This window comes from Weissella sp. MSCH1 (assembly GCF_045799135.1).
In the GTDB taxonomy this organism is placed as follows: Bacteria; Bacillota; Bacilli; order Lactobacillales; family Lactobacillaceae; genus Weissella.
Map to the genome: position 1 here is coordinate 267395 of NZ_JBJMBA010000046.1, position 12837 is coordinate 280231.

Here is a 12837-nt window from a genome sequence, read left to right on the forward strand (position 1 = left end):
AGTTAAGGAGGAACTCATGGCTGAAGAAGATGTAACACAAATGCATACACAAGCTGATGATTACGATGCCAGTCAAATCCAAGTTTTGGAAGGATTGGAGGCCGTTCGTAAGCGACCTGGTATGTATATTGGAACCACGACGAGTCAAGGACTGCACCACTTGGTGTGGGAAATTGTCGATAACGGAATTGATGAAGCGTTGGCAGGGTTCGCTGACCACATCACGGTGACAATTGAAAAGGACAACTCAATCACAGTTACTGACAACGGCCGTGGGATTCCAGTTGATATTCAAGAAAAGACTGGTAAGCCAGCTTTGGAAACAGTCTTTACGGTGTTGCACGCCGGTGGAAAGTTCGGCGGTGGCGGTTATAAGGTTTCTGGTGGATTGCACGGAGTTGGTGCATCAGTTGTTAACGCGCTATCAACCGAGCTTGATGCTGTTGTTGTTCGTGACGGTAAGGGTTACGCAATGGACTTCGAGCGTGGTCACGTGAAGACGTCAATGCACAACGTGGCAGTTGATGATGCACCTGTTTCACGTGGAACAATCGTGCACTTCCTACCAGATCCAGATATTTTCCGTGAAACGACGGTTTATGATTATAAGATTTTGATGAACCGTGTGCGTGAATTGGCTTTCTTGAACAAAGGTTTGCGAATTTCAATTGCAGATAATCGTCCAGACGAGCCGATTTCTGAATCATTCCACTACGAAGGTGGAATTAAGGAATATGTTGATTTCTTGAACACAAACAAGGATGTCATTTTTGACGAGCCGATTTATGTTGAAGGCATGGATAACGGCATTGAAGTGGAAGTGTCATTGCAATACACGGATGACTATCACAGTAATATGCTGTCATTTACCAACAACATTCACACCTATGAAGGTGGAACCCACGAAACGGGATTCAAGTCTGCATTGACGCGTGTTATCAACGACTATGCGCGTAAGAATAACTTGTTGAAGGAAAGTGACGATGCATTGTCTGGGGATGATGTGCGTGAGGGATTGACGGCCATCGTGTCAGTTAAGCACCCAGATCCACAATTTGAAGGACAAACGAAGACCAAGTTAGGTAACTCAGATGCCCGTACGGCTGTTGACCGTATGTTCTCAGAAACATTTAGTCGTTTCATGTTGGAAAACCCAACCGTTGCGAAGCAAATTGTTGAAAAGGGAATCTTGGCCGGTAAGGCTCGTCTTGCTGCCAAGCGTGCGCGTGAGGCGACACGTAAGAAGTCTGGTTTGGAAATCGCTAACTTGCCAGGTAAGTTGGCTGATAACACATCAAAGGATCCTGAAATTTCTGAATTGTTTATCGTTGAGGGTGATTCAGCCGGTGGTTCAGCTAAGCAAGGACGTGAACGTTTGACGCAAGCTATTTTGCCAATTCGTGGAAAGATTTTGAACGTTGAAAAGGCTTCGTTGGACAAGATTTTGGCTAATGAAGAAATTCGTTCGCTCTTTACAGCGATGGGAACTGGCTTTGGTAACGAATTTGACGTCACAAAGGCGAAGTACCACAAGTTGATCATTATGACCGATGCCGATGTCGACGGTGCGCACATTCGTACATTGTTGTTGACGTTGATTTATCGTTACATGCGTCCATTGTTGGAAGCAGGCTACATTTACATTGCCCAGCCACCGCTATATCAAGTGCGTCAGGGTAAGTTTGTGCAGTACTTGGACTCTGATGAAGAATTAGAAGCTTTGTTGCCAACGTTGCCTGCCTCACCAAAGCCAGTTATCCAACGATACAAGGGACTTGGTGAAATGGACGCGGAGCAATTGTGGGAGACCACGATGGATCCGTCAGTTCGTCGTTTGTTACGTGTTGAAATGGATGACGCCGTGGATGCCGACATGGTCTTCTCAATGTTGATGGGAGACAAGGTTGAGCCACGTCGTGAATTTATTGAAGAAAACGCGCAATACGCGGAGTTGGACGTCTAGTTTTAATTTGAACTAGATAGAAAGAAAGGAATAGTAATGGCTGAAGAAGAACAAAATAACAGCCGCATTAAACCTGCCAAGCTTGGCGAGCAAATGCGAACATCTTTCTTGGACTATGCGATGTCAGTTATCGTGGCACGTGCGTTGCCCGATGTACGTGATGGCTTGAAGCCGGTGCACCGTCGTATTTTGTACGGTATGAATGAATTAGGTGTGACGCCAGATAAGCAACACAAGAAGTCTGCCCGTATCGTCGGTGACGTTATGGGTAAGTATCACCCCCACGGTGACTCTGCCATCTACGAATCAATGGTGCGTATGGCGCAGGACTTTAGTTATCGTTACATGTTGGTTGATGGACACGGAAACTTTGGTTCTATTGATGGTGACCCAGCTGCCGCTATGCGTTATACCGAAGCCCGTTTGAGCAAGATTGCAACGGAAATGTTGCGTGATATCAACAAGGACACGATTGATTTTGCGGATAACTATGACGGTACTGATCGTGAGCCAGTTGTTTTGCCGGCCCGTTTCCCTAACTTGTTAGTTAACGGCGCCAATGGAATTGCCGTTGGTATGGCAACCAATATTCCACCACACAATTTGGGTGAAGTTATTTCAGCCATTCACATGTTGATGAAAAACCCGGATGTTACAACGACTGAGTTGATGGAAGCGGTCCCTGGACCTGATTTCCCAACAGGTGCGATTGTGATGGGTAAGTCTGGAATTCGTAAGGCTTATGAAACCGGTAAGGGTGTTGTAACGGTCCGGGCGAAGGTTGAAATTGAGACGGAGAAGTCTGGTAAGGAACGCATCATTGTGACTGAGTTGCCATACATGGTCAACAAGGCTAAATTGATTGAACGTATTGCTGAACTTGGCCGTGAAAAGCGAATCGAAGGTATTACGGCGGTTAACGATGAATCTGACCAAACAGGTTACCGAATCGCTATTGATATTCGTCGTGATGTTTCAGCATCAGTTGTGTTGAATAACTTGTACAAGAATACGTTAATGCAAACTGGCTTTAGCTTTAACATGTTGGCCGTGCAAGATGGTCGACCAAAGTTGCTAGGTTTGAAGGCCATGCTGGTTGCTTACCTTGAGCACCAACAAATTGTCGTGCGTCGTCGTACGGAATTTGAATTGCGTAAGGCTGAAGCACGTGCACATATCTTGGAAGGTTTGCGTATTGCTTTGGATCACATTGATGCCATCATTAGCATCATTCGTGGTTCAGAAACGTCAGAAATTGCCAAGAATCGTTTGATGACGGATTATGCTTTGTCAGATAAGCAAGCGCAAGCCATTTTGGACATGCGTTTGGTTCGTTTGACCGGTTTGGAACGTGGCAAGATTGAAGATGAATATCAAGGTTTGATGACCGCAATCGCTGATTACAAGGATATCTTGGCTAAGCCAGAACGTATTGATGAAATCATCTATACTGAATTGCTTGAAATTCAAGAAAAGTACGGCGACGACCGTCGGACGGAATTGCAAATCGGGGATGTCACGAGCATTGAAGACGAGGATTTGATTGAGGAAGAAGACATTATTGTGTCATTGACGAGCGCTGGCTACATCAAGCGAATGGCGCAAACTGAATTCCGAGCACAAAACCGTGGTGGACGTGGTGTGCAAGGAATGGGCGTTAATGATGATGACTTTATCGATCAATTGATTGGTACTTCAACACACGATACGTTATTGTTCTTTACCAACGCTGGTAAGGTTTACAAGATGAAGGGATACGAAATTCCTGAATATGGGCGCTCTGCTAAGGGAATCCCAGTTGTTAACTTGTTGGGAATCGAAGCGGGCGAGAGTGTGCAAACCGTGATTAACGTACGTGGTGAAGCTTCTGAAAGTGAAGACTTCCTCTTCTTTACAACCCGTTACGGTAAGGTGAAGAAGACGCCTGTTTCAGACTTTAGTAACATCCGAACTCACGGTTTGAAGGCTATTACGTTGAATGATGACGATGAGTTGATTAACGTTATGATTACTGATGGGACTGAGAACTTGTTGATTGGTACTCATGGTGGTTACGCGGTATCATTTAATGCCGATGCGGTTCGCTCAATGGGACGTTCAGCAGCGGGTGTGCGTGGTATTACGCTGCGTGATGATGACTTTGTTATCGGCGCTGAAATCTTAAAGGATGACGCATCTGTACTGGTTATCACTGAAAAGGGATACGGTAAGCAAACCCCAGTTGATCAATACCCGATTAAGGGTCGTGGTGGTAAGGGAATTAAGACGGCCCAAATCACCGAGAAGAACGGACCACTAGCCGGTTTGGCAGTCGTTGATGGTTCAGAAGACATTATGTTGACAACCAACAAGGGTGTAATGATTCGCTTTACGGTTGATTCAGTTTCAGAAACTGGTCGTGCGACACAAGGTGTTCGTGTTATCCGCCTAGATGATGATGCAATTGTTGCAACGTTTGCAAAGGTTGAACATGAAGAGGATACACCGGAGTTAGCAGAAGACGCTGCCGAGACAGCTGATGCTGCAACACCGGTCGTAAACGATACAGAATTACCAGCAGCGCCAGTTGATGGTGAGCAACCAGCTGAAGTAGCTGAATTGCTTGCTCGGGCTGAAGATGATTCAGAAGAATAATAAGCAATAAAAGGACAACATCGTGAGGTGTTGTCCTTTTGTATTGATAATACATATATATTGATACGTTATGCATAAACGGTCGGCATGTTTTCAAAATAAACCAGCGTTAAATTTATGTATTTGCAATTTATTTTAATTGTAAAGATATATGTATAGATAATAAAAATATTGTTTTGCTTTAAATTAGGAGCTGTGTAAGTGATTTGTATCAATAGCGGGACAGTATTTTCTGTATAAATCCCCAATAAATACATGGTAGGGAGTATAATCTAGAAAGGTTATATGAGAAAAGTTAATTATAAGTAAGAGGTTATCATGGGTAAAAATCGAGTGCCTGTTGAGGCAATTCGCGAAGCGATGATTTATTTCATCAAGGAACGCAACATTTCAGTACCAGTCGTTTTGAAGACGGTTGATATTTCACGTTCACGACTTTACGACTATTTACAAGGCAACGGTAAGGTGTCAGCGACAACTTTGGTTAATTTGTTGGTGACGATTGGCGTATCATTTGATGAGTTGATGTTGCATGTCTACATGAACCACCCTGAATTGCTGGATCCAGCAATCAAGGAATTGGGCTTGGATGCACACTCACACACGATGACGCCAACGGAAGACACAGTTTACCGGACGTTGTCAATGTATGACGAGACGCGCGATGTGCGTTTGTTGGTTAACTTGGTGCGTGCAATTAACTCACAAGTGGCCGACGAAGTTGAAAAGTATCGTTTGATTGAAATGGTACGACCAACAATTATCAAGTTGTTGGCCGCTCGTGAATTCTACACGGCCAATGACTTGTTGATGTTTGCGAATATTATTCGTCATGAGCCATACAACGCCGCCAAGATGGTCGTTAAGCAGATGTCTGATCAAGCACAACGCATGGCGAAGCTTGAAGGCTATGGCTTGATGGAATTAGATAATTTTTCATCGGCTGAGGTTCGTAATGTGGCTTTGTTGCACTTCCAATTGTTGATTATGGCATTGGAAAACAAGGATGGCGAAACCGTTAAGAAGACGTTGATGTTCTTGCGTGATTATCGTTTGCCAGCTTTGAGCACGTACTTTAGTTTCGTTAAGAAGATGGCTGAAGTTGTCGAACTTTCATTGGATGAAAAGAATGAGGAAGCAGAACAATTGTGGCACCGCGCACTGGATGCGGCGCAATTCATGATTGATGAACGCTTCTGGCCAATTTATTCATTTATTGCCCGTCGTTCGTTTGAGGAGTTCCTGGTACCAGTAAACTCATACAAGCGCCACATGACAGAGCAAAATCAATAACCGATAAAATAAAGCTCCCAGCATTGCATATTGCAACGTTGGGAGCTTTTTCAGTTACGTCAGTTTAATTTAGGGTTAGCACCATATTACGGTGTTCAATGCCTGCATCCATGAAAACGTCACCTTCAGCCTTAAAACCAAGCTTCTCGTAGAAACCTAAGGCAGAGACTTGGGCGCCTAAATCGATTGTGTGGACACCAGCTTCTTTGGCATCCTCAATGATTGTCTGCATAATTTTAGCAGCGTAACCATGGCCACGCGCATCTGACAATGTGGCCACGCGTTGGATGTGCCAATTTTCACCATGAGCATTGACTAAGACGCGGGCAGTAGTCACGGCCTTGCTAGCTGTGAAGCCGACGTAGTGTGTCGTTCGGTCATCAAGATCATCAATCTCTAGTGCAAGGGGCACACCTTGTTCGCTGACAAACACGGTTTGACGAATTGCCAGAGCTTCGCGGCTAAGTTCGCCAGCGCCGTATTCTTTGCTGACGATGAGTTCGTTTGTTGACATGCGCGTTTACCTCATTCTTTTATCAATGGTCTTATTTTAACTTAAATTGGTAAAACGCCAAGGCCCTAAGGTATGAATTTTAAAATTACGCTATAATAGACCGGATACATAAATTAGCCGCGATCAACGCTGGCGTAAGCACCAGTCATAATAATGACCGGAAACACATTAAAATACGTAAGAAAAGGGTGATTAAACTATGAGGCATTATGGCCGATTTAGCTGGATTAACACACGCTTAGGGTTTGTATTGCTCTTGGTCGTGTTAATCTGGGCAAAAACGTTACTGGCGGATTTCGTGGACTTTAACTTGTTCTCGGGAGCGACACCAGTACAATACGTGACGCTGTTTATTAATCCATTGACGGTGTCATCCTTATTGATTGGATTGGCGTTCTACTTCCGATCGGCAAAGCTTTTCTACCCAATTGCAACGATTATGTACATCGTTAACATTGTACTGTTGCAATTAAACGTGACCTATTATCGTGAATTTACAGATTTTATGTCTGTTGCGACGATGTTGGGTTATGACAAAGTTAACCAAGGATTGAGCGCATCTGGGTTTGCGTTAACCAATTTACACGATATTTTGTTCTGGATTGATATTCCAATTTTTATTGGGTTGTTCATCTTTAAAAAAATTAGGATACAACGTGAAGGCACAACGAAATTCATGAGCTTTGCGATGACGACGTTCTCAGTCTTTGCCTTCATGGCGACGTTGGTTTTGGGTGAGGCGGATCGACCACAGCTTATTACACGCCAATTTGATAGTAATTTATTGGTGAAATATTTGGGGATGGACGCTTATACGGTGTTCGATGGTTTGAAGCAACATGGCGTATCTGAGCTGCGCAAGTCGGCAAAGAAGACAGATATCCAAAAAGTATTGAGTTATGTTGATAAACATTATACGGATGCGGATGCTAAATATGCTGGTATCGCCAAGGGTAAGAATGTGTTTGTCATTCACTTGGAGTCGTTCCAACAATTTTCAATGAACATGAAAATCAATGGGCAAGAAGTGACGCCAAATCTGAACCAAATATATAATTCTGATTCAACGATTGCATTTGATAATTTCTTTAACCAAGTTGGTCAAGGTAAGACATCCGATGCTGAAAATATGCTAGAAACATCAACGTTTGGTTTGCCACAAGGTTCATTGTTTGCCACGCAGGGAAGTGACCAGACATTCCAAGCAATGCCGGCCATTTTGAAGCAAACTGAGGGGTACTCGTCAGCTGTCTTCCACGGTAACAATGCTAGTTTCTGGAACCGTAGTAACGTGTACAAGAATATGGGCTACCAATACTTCTTTGACGCCAGCTACTATGACACGTCTGGTGATAAGGCGATGGGGTATGGGTTGAAGGATAAGTTGTTGTTTAATGATTCCATTCAATATCTGGAACGGATGCAACAACCGTTCTATGCCAAGTACATTACTGTAACGAACCACTTCCCATATAGTTTGGATGATCAGGACAAGGATCCAAACTTTACCACGACGAATACGGATTCAGATATTGTGAACGGCTACTTTGAAACGAACCACTACTTGGATCAATCAATTGGTGAGTTCTTCGATTATCTGAAGAAGTCAGGCTTGTACAACAAATCAATTATTGTGTTATATGGTGATCACTACGGTATTTCAAATTCAGAAAACAAGTATTTAGCCTCAGTACTGGGTAAGAATGCCGATGACTGGAATGATAACGATAATGCGCAACTACAACGCGTACCATTTATGATTAATATTCCAGGATGGCACGGCGGTGGTGTTAATCATACGTATGGTGGTGAGATTGATGTCATGCCAACCTTGCTACACTTGTTAGGTATTGATTCAAAGAAGTACGTGATGATGGGACAAGATCTGCTGAGTGGTAAGAGCAATCAGGTTGTGGCCTTCCGTGATAAGAACTTTGTGACACCGAAGTATAGTTATATCAACGAAACGATTTATGATAATAAAACTGATCAGGCGATTACTAATCCAACTAAATCGGTTTTGAAAGAGATTGATGCAGCTAAGCAGCAGGTTAAGGAACAGTTGGCGATTTCAGATGATATTAATCAAAAGGACTTGCTTCGTTTCTATACGCCAAGTGGCTTTAAGTCAGTTGATGCCTCAAAGTATAACTACTCAAACGGGTTGGCAAAGCTGGAAAACCTTGAGAACCAAGCGGGTGTTGAATCGAAGAGTCTGTGGTCTGAGAATGGTGGTAAGACTACGCAGTCATTGTATAGCACTAACGCACCAGAAAAGGACGAACCGCGTTCTGATACCTCGCGTATTAAGCAGGTTAATCCGGATGGTGGCGATACGACTGATGGTGGCGATGACACACCAAATCCATAACAAGTAAAAATGTCCTTGATGTACGGATGCAATTGTCCGCCACCAAGGACATTTTCTTTTTTGACGAACTACCTTGACATTTATGTTAAATAACCTGACAATAATAGTCTATTAAACGTACAAGGAGAGGCACCATGTCATTTGTTCCAAAACACCATTTTCATAAAAATGCGTTGAAGTCAGAAGTTTTTCAGTTCCGCATTGGTGAGTTAGCCACAATGACGGGTGTGTCAACGCGCCAATTACGTTACTGGGAAAGCAAAGGCATCATTTCATCATTAAGTCGTGAAGGTGAGCAGGATGCCCGGGTGTATAACTATAAAACTTATGTCGCAGTTGCAGCCATTAAGGGCTTTTTGGATGATGGCTATACCTTAAAAGCGGCGGTTGAAAAGACCCATGAGCTTGAACAATCGTGGCGGGTGTTGCATGAAGTTATGAGTCAGGCTGTTAAGGGTGTCATCGAACTTGACGGTAAGAATGTTGTTGATTTAGGTTATTTTGATGATGAGCAACAGCAACGTTTATTTGCAACGATTGATGATGACAATAAGGTGCATTATATCGTGCGTCAAACAGACGAAAATTAAAGGAAAACGGTTTTGGTGGCTAGCCAAGACCGTTTTTGTCTTTTCTCAGGTTGAATAACTGGTAAACTATAAGAGGCAAAGCGGTATTGTGTACCGTAATAAACGGAAAAGGAAGTTGTAGAACATGGCGAATTGGCAGGGATTCTACAAGTTGTCGTGGCAAGAACGTTTGCAACGGACGATTGAAAATAAAAATTTAACGGCTGATCAGGCGGCATTAATCACGCAGCACTATGACATGGTTGGCGAACAACAGGTTGAAAATTACCTCTATAATTTCGGCGTGCCCACAGGGTTGCTACTGGAATTGCCAGTTGATGGCCGTTTAGTGACGGTACCGATGAGCACGGAAGAACCAAGTGTTATTGCGGCTGCTAATAATGGTGCACGGATGATGCGGGCTGGCGCTGGTGTGCAGACAGTTATTGAAAGTCGGCTTGTTCGTGGCCAAATCATTTTGGATAATGTTGCCGATGTTGCGGCCTTGCAAACTTATGTTGAGACACATTTAACGCAATTGTTGCAGGTGGCCAATGATGCGCACCCCTCGATGGCAAAACGTGGTGGCGGCGCGAAAGCTTTAACGGTCGAAGTGCTTGATGCACAGACAGCGATTGTTAATGTCTTAGTTGATCCGAAAGCGGCGATGGGGGCTAATGTTGTTAATACTATGTCGGAAGCGATTGCTAGCGTATTACGACAAGCAGGGTATGAGGTGTTAATGGCAATTCTTTCCAACTTTGCGACTGAGTCACTAGTTAAGGCGAAGGTTGCTGTACCGGTAACGGCGTTGGCAACTAAGCAGGGAATGTCAGGTGCCGATGTTGCGGCTAAAATTGCGGCTGCTAGTCGGATTGAAACATTGTCACCATACCGAGCAGTCACGTCTAACAAGGGGATGTTGAACGGAATTGAGGCGGCAGTTCTAGCCAGTGGTAACGATACACGCGCGGTTAATGCAGCCTTGCATGCATACGCCGCGCAAGGTGGTCAGTATCATGGTTTGACACGTTGGACTGTTCGAGGCGAAGAGTTGCTTGGTGAGACAACCTTGCCACTAATTCTTGGCGTTGTTGGTGGTTCAATTGGGATTGTGCCAGCTGTTAAGTTGAACCATGCGTTGATGGATAATCCAACGGTTAATGAGTTGACCAGTACAATTGCCGCTGTCGGGTTAGCCCAAAACCTGGCTGCCATTCGTGCGTTGGTGTCGACTGGTATTCAAGCCGGCCACATGGCGTTGCAGGCCAAGTCCTTGGCGCTCCAAGTGGGTGCGACGCCATCAGAAGTGCCAGCGTTGACGGCCGCGTTACAACAAGCGGGTAAGTTTAATGAAGCTACGGCCCGTGAATTATTAGCAAAATTACGATAAATAGACGGAAAAGAGAACAGATATGCAATTTTCAACAGATACAGTACAACTAGTCGACCAAGTTAACCGTGTTTACCCCGGTTCAGTTGTTTTGCGTGGTAGCGGAGAGGCAACAGGTGTCTTGACGCACGATCAAGTGACGACGGATATGTTGGGTACGCGCTTGATGGTTGAAGTAACGGATGCTACGGCACCAGATTATTCAGCAACAAAAGAATTGTTGATGATGATGCTAACGTTGAGTGGTTACCCACAAATTTACTTCCAATTGAAGTCAGACAATGTTGAGTTGACGGACCAACTAATGGTTATGGCGACGTACCTGTACCAACCAGCCATGCGCACAATCATTTATAAGGAACAAGCCAAGCATGGCTTGTTGACTGATGATGTTGTGGCAGCCTTTGCAAAGGGTGTAATGACAACACTAACGAAGGAAGCCGACGGGGACCGTTCTGAAGCCGCCTTGCGTGTGTTGACATTGTTGGATGCGCAAGTCTTTATGAATGCAGTTACTGGTGAGACGGCGGCGTACACGGATACGTTTGCCGAAGCTTTCCCAGAAGCATGGGCAGCTGCTCAAAAGATTGTTGTCGCTATGAAGATTGATGGTATTAAGGATCCATTCACCGTTCATCGGGCGGTTGTGGCGGCCTTCAAGCATTTTGATGAACAAATGGCAGCGTGGGATTTGCCAGAATTGCATGCTAACGAATTTGCGACGTTGACGCCCGTTTTGTCTGAGCGTCAGTTGCGATTACCTTTGGCGCAAGTATACGATATTAAGCACACTGACATGATTGATCGTAATACAGAGAAAACCGCTTACGTTGGATTGAATAAGACGGATGAGCAGAACAGTTTTGTTATTTCTGCCCCAGAAGAGAATCAACCAACGTTCTTCAAGGAACTTTATAAGACGTCTGTTCGTGAAGTGCTTGAACAAATTGGTCAACCGTTCGTCGTGCGTCAAGCAGACTAAGGAGGCAGATAATAATGTTACTATCAGCAGAACAGCAACGATTGTTTGATGATGCCCAGAAAATTGTGTTTTTAACAGGTGCTGGCGTTTCAACGGCGTCGGGGATTCCCGACTATCGTTCTAAAGGCGGTATTTATGATGATAGTGGCGTTGTTGAACGGCCAGAATATTTGTTGAGTACTGACGCGTTAAACCGTGAGCCTGAGAAGATGTATCAGTTTATGAAGGAAAACATGTATTTTCCGGATGCCAAGCCAAACATCATTCACCAAAAGATGGCGGCACTAACACACCAAGGTCGGGCACGCATCATTACGCAAAATGTGGACAGCGTACATAACCAAGCCGGTGCGGAGAATGTTATCGAGTTCCATGGTTCGTTGTATAACATTTATGCAGTGACTGATGGTGCCCCTGCAACGCTTGAGGCGTATATGCAAGATATGCGGCGGGAAGACGGTGCATTACTTCGGCCAGGGGTTACATTATATGGGGAAATCCCCTTTCACGTGACAGAAGCCGCGCAATGGGTGCATGAGGCTGACCTGATCGTCATCGTCGGAACGAGTTTTGTGGTGTATCCATTCGCTGGTTTATTGCAGTATGCACAAGCTCAAGTGCCAATTATTGCGGTAAATTTGGAGTCTATTCCAGCGCCAGCTAACGTTGTGCAGGTGATTGGGGATGCGCAAATTTACTTTGATGAATTACGGGTATAAATTATTGAAAAAGCTTTCGTTATTGGTGGATAACGAAAGCTTTTTTGTTACCCGAAATTTTGTGTGAATTAATTTTGAAGAAAGTGTTGACGAATTGTGCTTCTATCTGTAATATAGGTTAAGTTGTTTCGCAGGAAACAGCGACAAGTAAAAAGATATCGCATGAGACGTTAATAAATTGATTTAAACAAGTTGTTGACATCGTTTGAGATTCTTGTTATGATATAAAAGTTGTCGGGTGAGACAACGACGTAGGTCATTGAAAACTGAATATCGTTTCGATGAAACAAATGTGTAGGGTCATCAAGCAAGTTCTTGATGCAAAAACATTTGCGAAGTCAATTCGCTAGTAAATTCGTTTAACTTCTGTTAAACAACAAAAATTGAGTTATACTCAAA

The 12837-nt window shown here is 44.1% G+C and carries 9 protein-coding genes; 8 read left to right on the forward strand and 1 reads right to left on the reverse strand.

Annotated elements, in window-relative coordinates:
• Positions 1-16 precede the first annotated feature (16 nt).
• The 3 genes from gyrB to ACJ28U_RS11795 all read left to right on the forward strand — a co-directional run bounded on the left by gyrB (position 17) and on the right by ACJ28U_RS11795 (position 5890).
• Entirely contained in the window at positions 17-1963 is a 1947-nt protein-coding gene (gene gyrB, locus ACJ28U_RS11785; protein WP_407619396.1) for a DNA topoisomerase (ATP-hydrolyzing) subunit B, read from the forward strand.
• Positions 1964-1999: 36 nt separating this feature from the next.
• Positions 2000-4597 (forward strand): DNA gyrase subunit A, encoded by a 2598-nt coding sequence (gyrA, locus tag ACJ28U_RS11790; RefSeq protein ID WP_407619397.1) that lies wholly within the window; start codon positions 2000-2002, stop codon positions 4595-4597.
• A 318-nt stretch (positions 4598-4915) separates the two neighbouring features.
• Positions 4916-5890, forward strand: a complete 975-nt coding sequence (locus ACJ28U_RS11795; protein ID WP_099087577.1) for a helix-turn-helix transcriptional regulator — start codon at positions 4916-4918, stop codon at positions 5888-5890.
• Between the two features lie 64 nt (positions 5891-5954).
• On the opposite strand, the gene ACJ28U_RS11800 is transcribed toward ACJ28U_RS11795, so the two are convergent.
• On the reverse strand, positions 5955-6404 hold the full coding sequence (locus ACJ28U_RS11800; RefSeq protein WP_099087576.1) for a GNAT family N-acetyltransferase: 450 nt from the start codon (positions 6402-6404) through the stop codon (positions 5955-5957).
• A gap of 199 nt (positions 6405-6603) precedes the next feature.
• Here ACJ28U_RS11800 and ACJ28U_RS11805 point away from each other — a divergent pair, with 199 nt between their 5' ends.
• From ACJ28U_RS11805 to ACJ28U_RS11825, 5 genes are all read left to right on the forward strand, one after another.
• On the forward strand, positions 6604-8775 hold the full coding sequence (locus ACJ28U_RS11805; protein WP_407619398.1) for an LTA synthase family protein: 2172 nt from the start codon (positions 6604-6606) through the stop codon (positions 8773-8775).
• Between the two features lie 134 nt (positions 8776-8909).
• Positions 8910-9365, forward strand: coding sequence for a MerR family transcriptional regulator (locus ACJ28U_RS11810; RefSeq protein ID WP_085636942.1), 456 nt, complete (start codon positions 8910-8912; stop codon positions 9363-9365).
• Between the two features lie 124 nt (positions 9366-9489).
• Positions 9490-10737: a hydroxymethylglutaryl-CoA reductase, degradative gene (locus ACJ28U_RS11815; RefSeq protein WP_099087573.1), complete on the forward strand. Its 1248-nt coding sequence runs from the start codon at positions 9490-9492 to the stop codon at positions 10735-10737.
• A 22-nt stretch (positions 10738-10759) separates the two neighbouring features.
• Positions 10760-11719: an IpaB/EvcA family protein gene (locus ACJ28U_RS11820; protein ID WP_099087572.1), complete on the forward strand. Its 960-nt coding sequence runs from the start codon at positions 10760-10762 to the stop codon at positions 11717-11719.
• A 14-nt stretch (positions 11720-11733) separates the two neighbouring features.
• Complete coding sequence (locus ACJ28U_RS11825; RefSeq protein WP_407619399.1) at positions 11734-12438, forward strand: NAD-dependent protein deacylase; 705 nt, start codon at positions 11734-11736, stop codon at positions 12436-12438.
• Positions 12439-12837 lie beyond the last annotated feature (399 nt).